This window comes from Vibrio sp. 704 (assembly GCF_033339295.1).
In genome coordinates, this window is the sequence record NZ_JAWOUH010000019.1 from 1 (window position 1) to 17,211 (window position 17,211).

General features: G+C 45.1%; 17 protein-coding genes. 5 read left to right on the top strand and 12 right to left on the bottom strand.

Annotated elements, in window-relative coordinates; translation table 11 throughout:
- Positions 1-138 (top strand): DUF2884 family protein (locus tag R7R24_RS19390; protein ID WP_318119601.1); only part of this gene is annotated, 138 nt, incomplete at its 5' end.
- A 90-nt stretch (positions 139-228) separates the two neighbouring features.
- Here the strand turns inward: R7R24_RS19390 and R7R24_RS19395 are convergent.
- Entirely contained in the window at positions 229-2,775 is a 2,547-nt protein-coding gene (locus tag R7R24_RS19395) for an Ig-like domain-containing protein (RefSeq protein ID WP_054577580.1), read from the bottom strand.
- A gap of 378 nt (positions 2,776-3,153) precedes the next feature.
- Here R7R24_RS19395 and R7R24_RS19400 point away from each other — a divergent pair, with 378 nt between their 5' ends.
- Positions 3,154-4,518 carry a sodium-dependent transporter gene (locus R7R24_RS19400; protein ID WP_005391763.1) on the top strand — a complete coding sequence of 455 codons (1,365 nt, stop codon included), beginning with the start codon at positions 3,154-3,156 and terminating at the stop codon, positions 4,516-4,518.
- Positions 4,519-4,622: 104 nt separating this feature from the next.
- On the opposite strand, the gene R7R24_RS19405 is transcribed toward R7R24_RS19400, so the two are convergent.
- The 5 genes from R7R24_RS19405 to tsaA form a co-directional block, all read right to left on the bottom strand.
- Positions 4,623-4,814, bottom strand: a complete 192-nt coding sequence (locus tag R7R24_RS19405) for a DUF4250 domain-containing protein (RefSeq protein WP_005380289.1) — start codon at positions 4,812-4,814, stop codon at positions 4,623-4,625.
- Positions 4,814-5,020 carry a YaeP family protein gene (locus tag R7R24_RS19410; protein WP_005391765.1) on the bottom strand — a complete coding sequence of 69 codons (207 nt, stop codon included), beginning with the start codon at positions 5,018-5,020 and terminating at the stop codon, positions 4,814-4,816. Before R7R24_RS19410 ends, R7R24_RS19405 begins: the two co-directional genes overlap by 1 nt.
- A gap of 111 nt (positions 5,021-5,131) precedes the next feature.
- Entirely contained in the window at positions 5,132-5,800 is a 669-nt protein-coding gene (locus R7R24_RS19415) for a tellurite resistance TerB family protein (RefSeq protein ID WP_005380291.1), read from the bottom strand.
- A 177-nt stretch (positions 5,801-5,977) separates the two neighbouring features.
- Positions 5,978-7,693 (bottom strand): proline--tRNA ligase, encoded by a 1,716-nt coding sequence (locus tag R7R24_RS19420; protein ID WP_054577581.1) that lies wholly within the window; start codon positions 7,691-7,693, stop codon positions 5,978-5,980.
- A gap of 111 nt (positions 7,694-7,804) precedes the next feature.
- Positions 7,805-8,500 (bottom strand): tRNA (N6-threonylcarbamoyladenosine(37)-N6)-methyltransferase TrmO, encoded by a 696-nt coding sequence (tsaA, locus tag R7R24_RS19425; protein ID WP_005380294.1) that lies wholly within the window; start codon positions 8,498-8,500, stop codon positions 7,805-7,807.
- A 123-nt stretch (positions 8,501-8,623) separates the two neighbouring features.
- Here tsaA and R7R24_RS19430 point away from each other — a divergent pair, with 123 nt between their 5' ends.
- The 3 genes from R7R24_RS19430 (at position 8,624) to R7R24_RS19440 (ending at position 10,829) form a co-directional block, all read left to right on the top strand.
- Complete coding sequence (locus tag R7R24_RS19430) at positions 8,624-8,884, top strand: type B 50S ribosomal protein L31 (protein WP_005380295.1); 261 nt, start codon at positions 8,624-8,626, stop codon at positions 8,882-8,884.
- A gap of 3 nt (positions 8,885-8,887) precedes the next feature.
- Complete coding sequence (gene ykgO, locus R7R24_RS19435; RefSeq protein ID WP_005380299.1) at positions 8,888-9,013, top strand: type B 50S ribosomal protein L36; 126 nt, start codon at positions 8,888-8,890, stop codon at positions 9,011-9,013.
- A 229-nt stretch (positions 9,014-9,242) separates the two neighbouring features.
- Positions 9,243-10,829, top strand: coding sequence for an AbgT family transporter (locus R7R24_RS19440; protein WP_005380301.1), 1,587 nt, complete (start codon positions 9,243-9,245; stop codon positions 10,827-10,829).
- Between the two features lie 106 nt (positions 10,830-10,935).
- Here R7R24_RS19440 and R7R24_RS19445 read toward each other — a convergent pair whose 3' ends face one another.
- Genes R7R24_RS19445 through R7R24_RS19470 form a run of 6 tightly spaced genes read right to left on the bottom strand, consistent with a single transcriptional unit; the run spans position 10,936 to position 17,166 of the window.
- On the bottom strand, positions 10,936-12,009 hold the full coding sequence (locus R7R24_RS19445; protein WP_054577582.1) for a hypothetical protein: 1,074 nt from the start codon (positions 12,007-12,009) through the stop codon (positions 10,936-10,938).
- A complete protein-coding gene (locus tag R7R24_RS19450; RefSeq protein ID WP_054577583.1) occupies positions 12,006-13,118 on the bottom strand; it encodes an ATP-grasp domain-containing protein in 1,113 nt (370 codons plus the stop codon). Before R7R24_RS19450 ends, R7R24_RS19445 begins: the two co-directional genes overlap by 4 nt.
- The gene (locus R7R24_RS19455) at positions 13,106-14,374 is read right to left on the bottom strand and encodes a F390 synthetase-related protein (RefSeq protein ID WP_175413466.1); all 1,269 of its coding nucleotides are present in this window, start codon (positions 14,372-14,374) and stop codon (positions 13,106-13,108) included. The genes R7R24_RS19450 and R7R24_RS19455 overlap by 13 nt, the downstream gene beginning before the upstream one ends.
- The gene (locus R7R24_RS19460) at positions 14,362-15,225 is read right to left on the bottom strand and encodes an MBL fold metallo-hydrolase (protein ID WP_005380307.1); all 864 of its coding nucleotides are present in this window, start codon (positions 15,223-15,225) and stop codon (positions 14,362-14,364) included. The genes R7R24_RS19455 and R7R24_RS19460 overlap by 13 nt, the downstream gene beginning before the upstream one ends.
- Positions 15,194-16,180 (bottom strand): NAD-dependent epimerase/dehydratase family protein, encoded by a 987-nt coding sequence (locus R7R24_RS19465; RefSeq protein ID WP_005380308.1) that lies wholly within the window; start codon positions 16,178-16,180, stop codon positions 15,194-15,196. The genes R7R24_RS19460 and R7R24_RS19465 overlap by 32 nt, the downstream gene beginning before the upstream one ends.
- Positions 16,177-17,166, bottom strand: coding sequence for a ketoacyl-ACP synthase III (locus R7R24_RS19470; protein WP_196333374.1), 990 nt, complete (start codon positions 17,164-17,166; stop codon positions 16,177-16,179). Before R7R24_RS19470 ends, R7R24_RS19465 begins: the two co-directional genes overlap by 4 nt.
- Between the last annotated feature and the right edge of the window lie 45 nt (positions 17,167-17,211).

Here is a 17,211-nt window from a genome sequence, read left to right on the forward strand (position 1 = left end):
CGTTTAGCCGAGCATTCAAAAGAGGTAGAACAACAAGCAGAAGACTTGTGCGATTCGCTGGATGACATGGCAGGGCAAGAAAACGATCTGTTGAAGAAAATCCCTGAGCTAAAAGATTACCGAGTATTTACGATTTAATTACTCATTAAAAAGCAAAAACTCGATGAGATAAAGAAAGAGAGCACTATTGTGCTCTCTTTGCGTTTTACTCGCTTATTCTTTGATAGCTTATTGCGCATTCATCTCGGTGAGTTTATCGCCGACAGGTTTTGAGAAGTTAAAGCCATCATGCTGATCCCAGTTGATAGACCATGTCATTACTCCTGCATAATTCGGGTAATGGTACGCTGGTTTTACGGTGCCACATGAAGTGCCTTTGGTTAAACAATCTAGTGCGTTGATAATATTCTGTGTTGGAGCCTGCCCTGAATTTGCCGAGCTAGGACCTGAAGGTAAACCGATTGCGACTTGATCATCGCGCAATGGTGCAAATTGAGTGCCGTCGGCCAACTCAAAACCTTCGATAAGCATTTTAGATTGCGCTACCATCATATCCACAGAGCCTTCTGGTGCACTGCCTGGCAGGTATGGGTTTGGCAAACCGCCGTTGTTATATAACTGGACGTGAAGCAAGTCGAGCGTGCTGCGTGTCTCGTTTATCACAGGAATGTAAGCTCCCCAAATACCGCTGTAAGCCACATAGCCGCCTTGAACATAAGGGTGCTCAGGCGCCATGGTTAGGTACATATCTCCACCCATGTTTTGCTCTATTTGAAGCAAAGCACGACCAAGGCGAGCTTGAATTTGCGAGCCATGAACTAAGTTAGAACCACTCTCTAAATCCACATCTAGACCATCAAAGCCCCACTCAGCGATAAGACCTGTTAGGCTAGAGACAAAGTTGGCTTCATCTTGGTCGGTATTCAGCGTAATCGTGCCTTCTGCGCCGCCAAGAGAGAGAACAAACTTCTTACCTTTAGCTTGAAGCGCTGCCATGTCCTGCTTGAATTGTGTTGGATCGAGTGCTGGACAATCGCTGTAAATATCGCCTGAATATAGATTAAAGTGCACAGTGCCATCACTGTTGCGATCATTTTCAGCAAAGGCAATATCAATCACATCCCAAGCATCTGCCATATCTGCTAGACGAATTGGACAGCCCGCACCATTTACAAAATTGTGCCAGTAACCGATGAGTTTATGGCGTTTCTCTACTTGCTCAACCACCGTTATTGCTGCGGCGTCAGACAGTGCATTGCTTCCTGACAAATCCACAGCTTGGGCGCTAACTGTAAAGTTACCAAGTGCAGTTGGTGTCCAGTTGGCTGTGTAAGGTGCTGTGGTATCGGTTGCAACAATAGAGCCGTTGATCATGAAATCAACGTGTTTAATGCCTGAAGTTAAAGACGTTGCATCGGCGCTTAATGCGAGACTTTTGCCTAATCCGACGGTTTGACCGCTGCTTGGTGAAGTCAGAGAGACGACCAAATCTTTATCGCTGACTTCCACACCAACCAGGGACTCTGACGTGTTGTTATCATTATCGGTTGCGACGGCTTTAAGCTGGTTAGCGCCAATAAGTGTGGCGTTCCAAGTAACGGAATATGGCGCTTGAGTGGTGACCCCTAAGCTGGTGTTGTTCGCAAAAAACTCAACTTGCGTGACTGTGCCATCAGCATCGCTTGCGTTTGCCGTGATTTCGTTATTGCTGCCAGCGAGCACGACTTGTCCATCCGTTGGTGCCGTAATGGTAACTTGCGGTGGTGTCGAACAAGCACCTAGGCCACTCCAAGCATCTTGCCAGTATAGCCCTTCACCAGGCTCGTAAGCCCATGTCGCATCCGAGGAGCACCAACCAGCAACATCACAACGATATTTTTGGTTGAAGTGAGAAATCAGGTCGCCAGCTTGATAACTTGTGCCTGCCACATAAGGTACTGCATCTGCACATCCGCCCGTTCCGGTTTCTGAATTACTAATAACCAGCGCTACTTCTTGGCTCATCGTTGCGAGGTTTGTATCATCAGTCGCTTGTGCTTTGAACGAGTATGTACCTGGACTAGCGGTCCATTGATATTCGTAAGGTGCGCTAGTATCAATGGCGACAGATTGATTGTTTACGAAGAACTCAACTTGTGTGACCACACCATCAATATCGTCAGCTTGAGCGGCTACGGTTAGGTTATCGCCTACATTAAGCACTTCTGTGCCTACTGGGCTTGTCAATGAAATGCTTGGTGGCGGTAATTCGACTTGTGGTTGAACTTGGATAGAAATCGTCGTGGTGCTAACAGCTCCCTCATTATCTGTCGCAATTGCGGTCAATTGCGAGATCCCTTCAATAGCGGTCCAAGAAGCTTCGAATGGTGCTTGAGTTACCACAGCAACGGTTTGGTTGCCTGCAACAAACTCAATTTGTGTGATTTGGCCATCTTCGTCAGTTGCGTTGGCTAACAAAGTGATCGCACTGCCTTCGGGAATTTGTGCGTTGTTTAATGGAGAGGAGAACGACACCGTTGGTGATAAATTGTTGCTTCCACCATCACATTGCCCTAACGCTTTCCATGCTTCCCAAGATCCTGAGTTGGTCACGGGATCATTGCCTTGCGTCCAATATGCAGCCTCATAAGCGGCTCCTTGCGTTTTTACTAAAGCGCCCGATGTATAAGTCGCAGTGCTGTCCCAGTCGGGTAAACTTTGACAGTTATAGGCTTGAGCTTGGTAGCTGGCGCTGAGTGCTACAACCATCGCTCCGTGAAGTAGGGTGACCTTCATTTTCCTCTCCTTGAATCATGGGTATAAATGAGAACAGAGTAATAACTAGCTGATAAATAGACATTAGGGGGAAAAAGCGAAGCACAATATTCTGCTTTTCGACACAGTATCACGAGGAACAGTTCGTCCCTTACACCAGAGCTCATTATTTTTCGGCTCACTTCACGGCAGAAGGATTGGTAAAATTCAGCCACGTAAAACGAACAACAGTCGCGAGGCTTTTGAGCGATGAATATGAGATGTACGTTAAAATTTACAAGCTGAATGACTACAAATTGTTTCAACTGTCGAGGATTTAACCGAGGTGCTCTTGTTGAATAGTGAATATTGCTATAGTGTACTAGTTAGCTAGTTCAATGATATTTTTGTGTGAGTAGTATGACACAGCAAACCTCTTCTCAGCCTCGCGAGCATTTTGGCTCTCGTCTCGGGTTCATCTTAGCTGCCGCAGGTGCCGCAGTTGGCCTTGGCAATATTTGGGGCTTCCCAACTCAAGCAGCCAGTAATGGTGGCGGTGCTTTCCTGTTAGTTTATTTGGTGATGATTCTTATCGTCGCATTTCCGATGCTGGTGGTTGAAATGGCGATTGGTCGCCATGGTCAAGCCAACCCTGTAGACAGTATGCGTGCAATCACAGATAACCCTGCCGGTAAAAAGCTCGGCGGCATTGTGGGTTGGATTGGTTTAAGCGTACCAAGCGCTGTCTTAGCGTTTTATTCAATTGTTGGTGGTTGGTTGATCTGCTTTTTACTGGGTGCAATCACAGATCTAATGGGGTTAGAAGCTGCAACTCAATGGCTAAAGGGCTTTAGTGTTGAACGTAACTTGTTCGGAACCATTACTTTTTATGTACTGACGATTCTCATCGTACAAGGTGGCGTAAAACAAGGTATTGAGAAGTGGTCCACACGTTTGATGCCAGCATTGTTTGTTTTGTTTGCTCTGCTATTTGCTTACATCATGACGCAAAACGGTGCGATGGAAGGTCTGAAACATTACCTAGTGCCGGATTTTGAAAAGGTATGGGACCGCAAGTTGATTCTTGCTGCAATGGGACAGGGCTTCTTCTCGCTTACGATCGGTGGCTGTTCAATGCTGATTTATGGCTCTTACTTGAGTAAGAAAGAGAACCTACCAAAGATGGCGATGAACGTGACCATGGTAGATACTGCCGTTGCTTTCATTGCAGGGTTAGTGGTGATGCCAGCGATGTTTGTAGCAATGCAAAAGGGCGTTCAAATCTATGCAGAAGATGGCTCTCTCTTAAGCTCAGATACGTTAGTGTTTACGGTATTGCCACTAATGTTTGATAGTTTAGGTTTGCTTGGTCAATTATTCTCTATTGTGTTCTTCTTATTGTTGACGATTGCGGCGCTAACGTCTTCCATTTCAATGTTAGAGTGTCCAGTGGCTTTAGTGAGTGAGCGCTTCAATACTAAGCGCAGCGCAACGAGCTGGGTTTTAGGTGGTCTCATTGCTTTGTTCAGTGTGGTGATTGTTTATAATTTTGGTGCTCTATTTGGTATGGTCGCGACGGTTGCTACTCAGTATCTACAACCAACCGCTGCGCTCTTATTCTGCTTATTTGGTGGTTGGGTATGGAATCGCAACTCAAAAATCAAAGAGCTTGAGCAAGGTTGCCCGGAGTTTACGCAAGGTTGGTTTGGTAAGTTATGGCCTGCGTATGTGAAGTTTGTATGTCCAATTCTTGTGGCGACAGTCATCTGGGCTTCATTTGGCTAACCGAGACGTCTATCGAATAAAAGAAAAGGGCTTGATGGTAACTCATCAAGCCCTTTTTCATATTGGTTATTCTCGTTTCGGTTATCCGCCAAGCATGGTGTGGATTAACGGAATTGTCCTGCTTCTGGAAGAAAGTCAAAACCAGCAGAAGCCAGTTTTGTCTCCAGTGCTGTGCGCTCGATATCGAAGAAAGCCACCAGTTTGTCCAGATCACCTCCGAAGTCATCGCGTAGCTTCATATTCACAATGCTCATCAGCATGACAGGGTCCATGGATTCAAAGTTCGCTAGATTCATTACTTATCCTCAAAATCTGAAATCAGTAGGTTTGCCGCAGCAAATGCCGCTTTTTCACGCACTTCTTTAGGCAGGGACTCATCCGCTGCAACATCGTTCAGTGCTTTAACTGCACATGAAATTGCTTGGGGAATATAAGCTTGATCGCCACTACCAATCTGAGCATAAAGCTCACGAACCAGTTCACAACAGCCGTATACTTGCATGTTTTCTTTCCACTAAATGATAACTTATCTCAATATACACACAGCGGATTTGAAACTCAAAGTACAGAGTTGTTTTGGCTCAAGTTGAAGGTTTGCTTGAGCGAGATTTAATCACTGCATTTGTGCTTCTAACTGCTGAGTGACTTCTGGTGAAAGTTGAAGTTGTTTTGCTAGTTCTTGCAGATACGCTTTTTCCATAAAGTTTTGTTCATCAGCGACGATCAAAGACGCCAGGTAAATTTCTGACGCTTGTTGAGGAGAGGTCGCCTGATTAGCAATTTCAGCAGGATCAAGCGGTTTGTTTAACTCTTGCTGAACGAGGTGACGAACGTGCTCATCTGCGCCCATATCCGCGAGAGCTTGTTCAATGCGCGCCATTTCCTCTTCATCAACGTGACCATCAGCTTTTGCAGCTCCAATCATTGCTTTTAAAATTAAGACACTGTGTTTACTGTCATCGGGGTCAAAGGTTTCTTGAACACCTTGACCGGATTGCTTGGCTTGCCAGTCGTTATACACTTTGTAGGCCAAGGCTCCAAGCGCAGCTGCGCCACCGACTTTTAATGCGCTTGACCCTATTTTTTTAGTCATTTTTTTACTTTTCTTTGAGCCCATCAGCATACCGATGAGGCCTCCGCCTACAGCACCTGCTCCTAGCGTTTTTAGGCTACTTGAATTTGATGAGGATTTGATGTTGTTGGTTTGTTTGCCCAATGCATCTGCACCTTGCTTAAGTAAGTCTGATTTGAGTGCTTGGTTTAGAAGACTTTTTAAATCCATAACTGACCTCCTTTAGATGATGAAATCAGTTTAATAGCAAGAAGCTGAACCAAAGATTAACAAAGTGAATAGTTCGAAAAAGGTGGAGGGGGGCGTTGAGCTGTAATAAAAAGGGCTGACCGAAGCCAACCCTTTTTAACTATTTGAAACTACCTCAAATGCGAACTCGTCTAGTGCTTACTTTAGTTGAGCTTTTACGTGCTCAACAATGTCAGTCATTGCGACTGCTGTTTTCTCACCAGTAGCACGGTTCTTGTATTCGAAGTTGCCTTCTTTCATTGAGCGGTCACCGATAATAATTGTATGCGGTACACCAATAAGCTCCATGTCAGAGAACATTACGCCTGGGCGTTCTTTACGGTCGTCAAATAGCACTTCGATGCCCATTGCCGTTAGCTCAGCGTACAATTTCTCAGCGGCTTCTTTCACTTCTTCTGACTTGTGCATGTTCATTGGAACGATCGCTACCTGGAATGGTGCGATTGCATCTGGCCAGATGATGCCGTATTTGTCGTGGTTTTGTTCAATAGCAGCCGCTACTACGCGAGTGATACCGATACCATAACAACCCATTTCTAGGATGACGTTCTTACCATCAGGACCCAGTACACCACAGTTCATCGCTGCGGAGTAAGCGTTACCTAGTTGGAATATATGGCCAACTTCGATACCACGCTTAAGCTGGATAATGCCCTTGCCACATGGGCTTGGGTCACCTTCCACAACGTTACGTAGGTCTTCAACTTGGCCAAGCTCTACATCACGACCCCAGTTAATACCGAAGTAGTGTTTGCCATCGATGTTCGCGCCCGCACCGAAGTCGCTCATTACCGCAACGCTGCGGTCAACAATGAACGGCAGTTTAAGGCCAACAGGGCCTAGTGAACCAGGGCCTGCACCGATAAGCTCACGAATTTCTTCTTCAGATGCCATTTCCAGTGGAGCTGCAACCTGAGGAAGGTTTTCTGCTTTCACTTCGTTCAGTTCATGATCACCACGAATAATAAGCGCGATGATTGGCGCATCAACTTCGTCAGATGCTTTCACAAACAGTGTTTTCACTGTTTTTTCAATTGGTAGTTCGAACTGCTCAACCAATTCAGCGATTGTTTTCGCGTTTGGCGTATCAACCAACGTCATTTCTTGTGTTGGTGCCGCAGCCTCAGAGGCTGGAGCTAGTGCTTCTGCTTTTTCAATGTTTGCCGCGTAATCTGACTCGCTAGAAAATGCGATGATATCTTCGCCGCTTTCAGCCAGTACGTGGAACTCTTGAGAGCCGCTACCACCGATAGCACCGCTATCTGCAAGTACAGGACGGTAATCCAGACCCATGCGATCGAATGCTTTACAGTAAGCATCATGCATTGCGTCGTATGACTTTTGTAGTCCGTCTTTATCAATGTCAAAGCTGTACGCATCCATCATTGAGAATTCACGTGAACGCATTACGCCAAAACGTGGGCGTCGTTCGTCACGGAATTTAGTTTGGATTTGGTACAGGTTTAGCGGAAGCTGTTTGTAAGAGCTCACTTCATTGCGAACAAGGCTTGTGATCACTTCTTCAGCGGTTGGGCTAAGTACAAACGGACGAACATGACGGTCAGTAAAGCGAAGTAGCTCAGGGCCCATCTTTTCGCTGCGGCCTGTCTCTTCCCATAGTTCAAACGGCTGAACAACGGGCATCAAAGTTTCGACTGCGCCTGCATTGTCGATTTCTTGACGAACGATGTTTTCGACTTTACGCAGTACACGTAGACCAGTAGGTAGCCAGGTGTATAAACCTGAAGCCAGCTTACGGATCATACCTGCACGTAGCATGAGCTGGTGGCTCACTACTTCTGCGTCGTTTGGAGTCTCCTTCAGAGTAGAAAGAAGATAATTACTGGTACGCATTAAATTTATCCGTTTATTTAAGTTAGATACTCAAGCTTGAATAAGCAGGAGTATGGGAGTTCCCTAAAGGGAAATTTGTTAGCCGTCTATAATATCAGCCAATTGCGTTTGTCAAAAGCTTTCAATAGCGGTAACCGTTATTAAGTTGCTTGTTGCTGTGAACTTTACGTTCAAGTCGAACAAATTTACCGCATATTCTTTGTCGTCCGGCTTGTTTTTCTTATATGCAGGGCGAGGATCTTGTGCCAGAACTTGTTCAATGACTGATCTTACATAGTCAGTATCGGATCGATTTTCTATCGTTGCTAATGCTTGAGCAGAAAAGGTGACTTGTGACTTTTCTGGCTCTTGGTCTGCGTATCCGCCTTGTGCTTCCGAAATAGAATCCGAATAGGGGATATAAGGCTTAATATCCACAATCGGTGTCCCATCCACGAGATCTACACTGCCTAAATCAAGATAGATTTGATCGCCTTGCTTAGTGACTCCTTTCACTTCAACGGCTGACATTCCGATTCCGTTTGGACGGAAAGTCGAGCGCGAGGCAAAGACACCAATTCGTTCATTGCCGCCTAATCGTGGCGGACGTACAGTTGGTTTCCAACCAGCTTCCAGATTCTGATCAAATAGAAACAACAACCAAACGTGAGAGAACTGTTCTAGCCCACGCACTGCTTCAGGGCTATTTGCTGCACCTAACAGTTTTACGCGTGCTTTAGCCTCTGGTACTAAGCGTGGTTGGCGCGGAACTGCAAACTTTTCTTTGTACGGTGTCTCAATGACGCCGATGGGTTCGATGGAATACATGGTGGACATCTTTAAGAATTCATTGAGATGAAAAGTATCACAAATTTCTCTTGCTTTTCTTGTTGATAATGATTATTAATTAAAATGTTATAACATAACAATTTAATTGAAAGGAAAAGTATTATGAAACCAGGAATCCACCCTGAATATCGTCCTGTGGTGTTCCACGACACCAGTGTAGATAAGTACTTTGTCGTTGGTTCTACGTTGAAAACGGAGAGAACCATCGAATGGAAAGATGGCAAAACTTACCCTTACTTTACGTTAGATGTGTCGTCAGCTTCTCACCCGTACTACACCGGTAAACAGCGCGTTGTACAAACCGAAGGTCGCATTGCGAACTTCAACCGTCGTTTTGGTCAATTTAAGAGCGAAAAGGAATAAATCATGAAGGTAGTAAAATCATTAAAAAGTGCAAAAAGTCGTCATCCGGATTGCCAGATTGTAAAACGGAGAGGGCGTCTTTATGTCATTTGTAAAACGAACCCGAGATTCAAAGCTGTGCAAAAGTAATCAACCTGCATATATCTAACTTATGGTTTTGTTTAATTGATAATGTTGAGTTAATTATCTTACATGGATGAAATATCTACATTTTTATTCAATGTTGGTTATAAATACCTCCGTTCGTCACAGTTTGTAACATTTAGGGCTTTTATTTGACCTTCTACTCAAGTACCCTTCGCACGCTTTTTGACATTTTTGTCACATTTGCATAGGAATAAAAACAAGGAGGGAACAGATGAGTTCATCTGATTCAATTAAACAAAACTCGCCTAAGAAGCCGCTGTTTACGCGCTTTTTGGATACTGTCGAATATTTGGGGAACTTATTACCCCACCCGATCACACTATTTGCCATTTTCTGTTTAGCCATTCTGGTGATGTCGGGTATTGCAGGATACTTCGAAGTTTCCGTAGTTGACCCTCGTCCTGAGGGTGCAAAAGGTCGTGCCGCGGATGGCATGATTCATGTCGTTAGCTTGCTTAACGCTGATGGCCTTGAACTAATCGTTACCAATCTAGTGAAAAACTTTGTCGGCTTTGCACCTCTGGGTACGGTATTGGTTGCGATGTTGGGTGTTGCTATTGCTGAATACTCAGGCTTGCTATCTGCAGCAATGCGTGGCTTAGTCATGGGTGCATCTCAACGCATGGTAACAGTGACGGTCGTTTTCGCGGGTATCATTTCAAATACGGCATCAGAGCTTGGCTATGTGGTACTTATTCCACTGGCTGCAATGCTGTTCCATTCTTTAGGTCGTCATCCACTTGCTGGTCTTGCTGCGGCGTTCGCTGGTGTATCTGGTGGTTACTCAGCAAACCTACTTATTGGTACGGTTGACCCGCTGTTGTCAGGCATTACTGAAACGGCGGCGCAAATGATCGACCCAACTTACACTGTTGGTCCAGAAGTTAACTGGTACTTCATGTTTGTGTCGACATTCTTCATTGCAATCACAGGTGCGTTTGTTACTGAAAAAATTGTTGAGCCAAAGCTTGGCAAATACAGTGAAGAAGAAGCCTCAGAAGATTTGTCGAACGACAAAATGGGTGGCTTAACAGACATTGAGAAGAAAGGCCTAAAACTAGCAGGTGTTGCTGTACTGGTTGTTTCAGCGCTGCTTGCTTGGACGGTTGTTCCAGAAGACGGCATTCTACGTTCTGATGCAGGTACAATTGCAGGTTCACCATTCCTGAAAAGTATCGTGGCATTCATCTTTGTGTTCTTTGCTATTCCAGGCTTTGTGTTTGGTAAAGTTGTTGGCACGATGAAGACGGATCGCGATGTAATTGATGCAATGGCGAAATCTATGTCTTCTATGGGCATGTACATTGTATTAGTTTTCTTTGCGGCTCAGTTCGTTGCTTTCTTTAAATGGACTAACTTCGGTCAGGTATTCGCGGTTGCTGGCGCTAGCTTCCTGCAAGAAATTGGCTTAACTGGTCCAATGTTGTTCTTTGCCTTCATCCTGATGTGTGGCTTTATCAACCTAATGATTGGTTCGGCATCGGCACAGTGGGCAGTAACGGCTCCGATTTTTGTTCCTATGTTGATGCTTGTTGGTTATGCACCGGAAACGATTCAGGCTGCTTACCGAATTGGTGACTCGACGACAAACATCATTACTCCAATGATGAGCTACTTTGGTTTGATTCTTGCCGTAGCGACTCGTTACATGAAGAACTTAGGTATCGGTACGCTGATCGCGACCATGCTACCTTACTCAATCTGCTTCATTGTAGGTTGGAGTGTGCTGTTCTACCTATGGGTATTCGTATTTGGTTTACCAGTAGGCCCTGGCGCAGCAACATACTACACACCGTAGAAAACGGTTACCTCACACAGCTCCATTATAAAAAGCCTGCGAACGTCGCAGGCTTTTTTATCGATTGAGACTGTGTACGCAGGCTTACCTGATTATAGATGTCGGTTTATAGCTGAAAACGCATCAACAAAGGGCGATAAAAGTGCTGAGTGAGCCAGCACAAGCTTTTCCAAATTATGCGTTTGTACCAGGGTAAGTGCGCAATATACACATAGCTAAATTCAATTTCTGGCTGGGCTTTTCTGTTGCGTTTAAAAGCCGGAGCACCTGAGCTCATATTAAAGCGACGCTGGAATATCATTGCGTGGCGGATGGTATAGGCCGATATTCGACGATACAATGCGAGGCGTTGTGGCTTATTGGTATCGTAGCCAAAAATTGGGCAAGTCATATCATTATCAATTTCTACAATGCCTAACGTAGCCAGCATCTCTTCTTGATAAAACAGTCCCACTAAATATACTAATTTGTTCTGGCTCGCCTGTTTTAAATATTGGCTTGAAAACTGGATGTTATTGAGGCTGTATTTATCAAGGTAAAGCATGTCATATAACTCTTTGGCACGCTGAAACTCTTCATCAGTGGTCAGTGGCCTAAACTGCCAATCTTTATCATTAAGCAGTTTGAAGTCTTTCGTTAAATCTCGGTTGAAGCTGAACGCTTGCCAATCATCAAGTAAATACACTTGTCGTGTTACCAAGCTTTGCCATTGCTGCTGCTCTAATCGCTGAATAAAGCGTGATTGTTGACGCTGGTTGAGGGAGCGAAGCACCAAGGGAAAGGTGGGATGTTTATCGAGTGCGACGCGACGCAGTTCATCGAGATTTAAGGATTCCCATTGTTCGCTATACATATTGGTGGACAAGCACTGATTGTTGAGCGTTTGGACTTGATCCAATCCAGCCAATGATAAGACTGGCTTAGTCATATTAATAAGTCGCTTACATACCCATCGAACAGCCATATTTTTGACTTTGTGAAGCTCTTCTTCGGCGTAGCCACTAAGCAGTGTCATAGGGGACACGGCATAACAGTTGTTTGGTATTTTTGGTGTTACGGAGTAGGGAATGGCAACATCATCGATATAGTAGCAACCAAAGCTTGCTGTGCATTCATCAATGGGATTCGACTGCATAAGAGTGATAAAGGTTTTATGCCATTCTTGAGAGGAAAGCGTCATGAGTTCAATGCCTCTCCATTCCACTCAATATCAACGGTAGAAGCGTTGCTCCACTTCGTCTTCTTCTGCCTAGCTAACCGGAGTAATTCAAACACACTCCGGATTTGGCTCCCTACCGGCAAGTTATGCTGTTGCATCACATTCACTCCAGACCACCAATCTTGCCAAGTTCTAACCTTAAATAGGGATAATCCACCTTCAGCGATGAGTGTTATTGGCCCTAAATGATGCAATCGCTGCTTGGAAGGACTGGCAAAATCCATATTAGGAAGCAGTTGGTTGCATCGAGACGAGAGTAGGTGCAAACCACTGGTGGCTCTTGGGTTACATTCAATCACGTAGAGTTCATCTTGTGATTTGATGAAGTCAAACGACACTTGCCCATGATAAGTATGACGTTTACCAAAAGCGGCGATAAATCTATCTAGTCGTTCGCACGAGATCGGCTGAAAAGCACTGGCGGCCGAGCCGTTTACACAGTATTTCGGCACATAAGCTTGGTGTGCTTTAAGGTCACCATGTTCAAAAATGGCATAGTTACACACCGGAGTCCCATGGATTTTTTGTTGCTGAACCCAAGGGTAAAGGGGCGATATCGTGGCGGCAGAAATAGACTGAGTCGTCACATCTCTTATGACTTGCCCGCCAAACCGAGAGTAAACGGGCTTTAGAACGGTTCTCTTATTAATTTCAATCTCACTTTTATCAGCGACCAAACGAGTTTTGGGAAGTGTAATTTCTGGCAAACCTTGAAGCTGTTCATAGACGGTCAACTTGTTATGCAGGGCATTGAGTAGTCCTACATGGGGCAGAAAAAAATCTACTTCTGGGCATTGTTTGGCAACATGAGCCAAGTAATACACTTCTTCACAAGTGGGTATCACCATATCAATACGCATCTGAGTAATGATTTTTAGGATCTGCTGTTGATAGGTGGGAAACGCAAATCGAGGCGAAGCGGTGGGGATATAAGACTCGATGCCTCGCAAAAACGATCCTAGAGGTTTTTTTAGCGAATCGGTGAGAGTTACGTCATGTCCATGATGCATACACATGGTTGCCCACTCTAGTGCAACTGGTGATCGGGCTCCGGTGATTAAGACCCGCATATGTTCACCACACGTCGTTGTTTATTCATTGGCGTCCAAATAGGCGCAGGGCGGTAACTAAATCTGACAGGATCAAGCCGCAATTGGTCAAACAACTTTATCAAGGCTTGATGTATAACCCGATGGTGGTGAACATCCGCTTCAATTTGAATGGCTTGTGACCCTGTTTGGGTGATTCGGTAATCCACGCGACTTTGGGCGGATAGTGTTATAGCGCGGTAGATGAGATCTGGTAACACCGTCACTGGGACGTGGTTTGCGTTTAGCGTGAGGCGATCACCACATCGTCCGGCAATTGCGCCAAGAGGTTCAAATACGCCATTATCCTGTTTATTCTCAATAATATCGTCGAGCTGATAACGAATAATTGGCTGAGTTTTACGACGAAAATCGGTAATGATTGGGCTGTAATGAGTACGTTCGGTATTCAGCCAATGTTTTTCGATGTAAACAACATCTTGATTCCAGCGCATTTGTCCATGCTGATCCGTACATGCAAGAAAACCTTCAGTACATTGATAGACTTCATGGAGTTCGCTGTCGAACCGTTGAGAAATAAAGTGACGGTCACTCTCGGTTAGGACTTCTGCACCAGAAATGATCCGCTGTGGTTGAATTGCGGGTTGACCAAATTGACCGCTGAACTGGGCGCAGAGCTGAAGAGCTTGCGCACTACCAACCAAAAGCGTGGGTTGGAACTCATCCAGCTCTTTTATCCATTCTTGGTATGGTTTGGTTAAATCGGCATAAAAAAATGTTACAGGCCCTTTCGCGACGGATTTATACAGTGGGCTGTTGGCGCGCAAGGCTAGAGCAATTCGGTGTTTTTGCCATAGGTTGGGCAACAGGCGAGCCAATATATTGCCAGCCCATAGTTGTGTTTCCTGTTTGTCAGCAAGAAACAACCCGCGCATGCCTGATGTGCCCGAAGAAAGCCCAACAGTAACATCGCCAACTTTCGAAGCGGCGAAGTTGCGTGACTGTTCTGCGTCGAGTGCTTGTTGCATTAGCTGTTCAGCATCTAAGCCTTTCGTATTCAACTCCGAGAGGTTCTCCATCATGGTTTGCTTATTCATGATAGGGAAATCACTGAGTGGTGCACCTTGAAGTGAGCGGTAATACGGTGAATGACGGCATACCCAATCCAAGTGTTGCGTTAAGTGTTGTTGCTGCCATGTTTCGACTTGTTCCCTTGAGCCGAAGGGGCGGTAGCGGGTTCGCCAGAATTCTGAGATAAGCGTTCTCACTTCATCCATCCTTCTTTGATTAGCTGCTGGATAGTTTCCTGACAATGTGAAGGCACGAAGCGAACAAAGTGGTGGGTTTGTTGGTAGCAACTTCTCAACTCGGAGAGGGTGTTTTTATAGGCTTTTGTATCATCGCAAAGCATGTTCGCCAGCCAATGTTGATCGATATTTTCACTCAAGCTCTCGATTAACCAGCATGCATCGGCGAGTAAGAACAGCCAACTTTGGTCTCTTTTAACTAGCAAGCCCACTTGGCCAGCTGCATGGCCTGGCAAGCTAACCATATAAATAAATCCATCGTCGAACATGTCTTTACAGAGCAAATTAACACCTTGGCACTGAGGAAGAATTTGGCTGATTGGTACAGAAAAATCACTATGAATGAATAAGTTAGGTTCAAGCTGTGGAGGAAGTAGAGCTTTTAGGTATCCTTTTCTTACGCCTCCAATTCGACCACTTTTAGTAATTGCATCTACCCCTTTTTGTTGGCAATGCAATTGAGAGTGGGAAAACTCAGACACGGCAGCAATGTGATCAGCATGGAAGTGGGAGAGCACTAAGTGTTCAATATCATGAGGTTTGAGACTTTCTTTTGCTAACTGCGCAACAATTCCGTGTTCTTTTTTATAGCGACAAGGTGTTGTCCAAGCATAAAAACGTTCAGGGAAGGGACGAGTCGCGCTAAAAAAATGCTCGTGATATCCCGTGTCAAACAGGATGTTGCCTTGTGTTGGGTGCTGAATTAACGCAACGGCTGCCGGAAATGCTCTAGGCTTGATACCAGAACCTGGTTTGACAACAAAGCCTGGGTGTACGCAGTGTCCAGCCTCAAAGATTTTTATTTTTAGACCAGTTTGCATACTGCTGTATTCCTTCTTGAATTGAAAAAAGCGGTTGGTAATTCAGTGTTTGTTTAGCCTTGCTGATATCCAGAGTTTGATGATAGTTAAACAATCCTGCGCTGTATGAGGTGAGCCTTGGTTCTGGCTGATGTGGTAAGTGCCTTCGTATTTGCTCACTGAGCTTTAATAATGGTGATACCACACCGTATGGTAATGATTGTAACGTTACTTTTAGGTTTAACCCCTCACATAAAGCTTGCAGAACAGTCTCAATTGGCATTGGTTCGTTGTTGGAAATGTTGAACACATCACCATGCTGAAGTCGGTCTGCCTGAGTGCAAGCGAGCATCGCTGCATGGGCAACGTTGTCGACATAGGTCAGATCAACCACAGGATTTCTACCCGATGGCAGAAGCAGAGTGTTGTTTTTTATCGCCTTAAGCACTCTTGGGATAATCGCGCGATCATTGGGTCCAAAAATGCCACGCGGTCTTAAAATGATCGCTTTACTTCGACCTTTTACGGCTTCAATTTCTGATAGATATTTTGTGTGTGCGTAATCATTACACCAGTATGAAGCTATGGCGTCGGTTTCTCTAATATTCCAACGGTCTTGATGGTCAAAGTAGACGCTGGTGGACGAAATATGGATAAAACGCGAGATTTGATGCGTATTAGCCGCATTGACGAGGTTTTTGGTGGCATCTACATTGGCTTGATAAAACGCCTGCCACTTTCCCCATGGGCTTGAGAGAGCGGCACAATGGATGACTGCATCCATACCTTGGCATACCGCATGAACTGCTGAGTGGTCTCTTAAATCGACTATATGGGGGATAACATCGAATTGCTCGGCGAGTTGTTTAGCGATGACTGTATTTCGTGCTATAAAATGCAGTTCATGCTGCTGGTGAAACATTCTCAGAATTGCGCTACCCAACATCCCGCTGCCACCAGTGACCAATATCTTCATAGTTTTAGCACTCCCATCCCTAGCGACAACCCTGCGGCGGTGCCAGCTAATAACACATGATTTCCTGCGGTTTCTGGCTGATTACGCAGCCAGTGTAAGTTAATTGGGAGTGAGGCGGCGACTTGGTTTCCCAAAGTCGAAAAGTGATTAACGGTTTTCTCTGTTGGTAGCCCGGTGAGTGAAGGCAGTTTTTTTAATCCATGCGCGCTGGCTTGATGAGGAAGAAAATAATCAATATCGCCGAGTGTTACCGGAGAGGCGTCAAACCCTTTTTTTAGAAACGCTGGTAAGGCTTTACGCACATGTTTAAAGAGTGCTTTGCCCTCCATCTCAAACTGGCAACTTTTTAAATAGGCTTGATGCTCGGAGGTATGCGGATTGATATGACTACCTCCGCCCTTAATTTGACAAAATGAATACCCGGTATGATGCGTTTCAAAGTGACTGGTGAGCAATCCATCATCGTTGTGTTCTTCGAGCAAAAATGCGGCGGCACCGTCCGCGAATAAGGTTGCAACTTCTGGTTTGAGCGTAAAATTTCGATTCAGTGTGATGCCAGTGGCGAGTTCGCTGGTGACAATAAGAATCCGACGGTACCGTTTTGCTAAGAATAGACTCTGAGCAAGATCAAGCGCAGAGAGAAAGGATAAACAGGTGCTGTTCAAATCAAAGCTTTCTAGCCATGTTGGAGCGTCTAACGCGGCGAGAACCGCTGAAGCGTCGTAGGGTAGAGACTGGTGGTGTGTACCGCTAGCGTAGATAAGGAGATCAACGGAGCTTAAGGTATGTGTGTTTCCTAAACACTGCTCTATTGCCTGCACCGCCATGTAAATAGCGGTCTCTTTTGTATTGGCTACATGACGATATTCAACGTCGAATTTATTTCGGCAGGTCCCTGGCGCTAATTTTAGGAAGTGATCCATCTCTCGATCAGACCATTGATTCGTTGGCAGGTAGCTTCCACTGGAAACGATGTTAAAGCCCATTATTCTCTATACACTTATTAAAAACGTCGTTCAAAATAAACCACG

Coding starts and splice junctions, on each gene's coding strand:
- R7R24_RS19460 (WP_005380307.1), bottom strand. CDS start 15,225: ATGCAAACTGGTCTAAAAATAAAAATCTTTGAGGCTGGACACTGCGTA.
- R7R24_RS19400 (WP_005391763.1), top strand. CDS start 3,154: ATGACACAGCAAACCTCTTCTCAGCCTCGCGAGCATTTTGGCTCTCGT.
- R7R24_RS19405 (WP_005380289.1), bottom strand. CDS start 4,814: ATGAATCTAGCGAACTTTGAATCCATGGACCCTGTCATGCTGATGAGC.
- R7R24_RS19410 (WP_005391765.1), bottom strand. CDS start 5,020: ATGCAAGTATACGGCTGTTGTGAACTGGTTCGTGAGCTTTATGCTCAG.
- R7R24_RS19455 (WP_175413466.1), bottom strand. CDS start 14,374: ATGGATGAAGTGAGAACGCTTATCTCAGAATTCTGGCGAACCCGCTAC.
- R7R24_RS19415 (WP_005380291.1), bottom strand. CDS start 5,800: ATGGATTTAAAAAGTCTTCTAAACCAAGCACTCAAATCAGACTTACTT.
- tsaA (WP_005380294.1), bottom strand. CDS start 8,500: ATGTATTCCATCGAACCCATCGGCGTCATTGAGACACCGTACAAAGAA.
- R7R24_RS19430 (WP_005380295.1), top strand. CDS start 8,624: ATGAAACCAGGAATCCACCCTGAATATCGTCCTGTGGTGTTCCACGAC.
- R7R24_RS19440 (WP_005380301.1), top strand. CDS start 9,243: ATGAGTTCATCTGATTCAATTAAACAAAACTCGCCTAAGAAGCCGCTG.
- R7R24_RS19470 (WP_196333374.1), bottom strand. CDS start 17,166: ATGGGCTTTAACATCGTTTCCAGTGGAAGCTACCTGCCAACGAATCAA.
- ykgO (WP_005380299.1), top strand. CDS start 8,888: ATGAAGGTAGTAAAATCATTAAAAAGTGCAAAAAGTCGTCATCCGGAT.
- R7R24_RS19450 (WP_054577583.1), bottom strand. CDS start 13,118: ATGCGGGTCTTAATCACCGGAGCCCGATCACCAGTTGCACTAGAGTGG.
- R7R24_RS19395 (WP_054577580.1), bottom strand. CDS start 2,775: ATGAAGGTCACCCTACTTCACGGAGCGATGGTTGTAGCACTCAGCGCC.
- R7R24_RS19420 (WP_054577581.1), bottom strand. CDS start 7,693: ATGCGTACCAGTAATTATCTTCTTTCTACTCTGAAGGAGACTCCAAAC.
- R7R24_RS19445 (WP_054577582.1), bottom strand. CDS start 12,009: ATGACGCTTTCCTCTCAAGAATGGCATAAAACCTTTATCACTCTTATG.
- R7R24_RS19465 (WP_005380308.1), bottom strand. CDS start 16,180: ATGAAGATATTGGTCACTGGTGGCAGCGGGATGTTGGGTAGCGCAATT.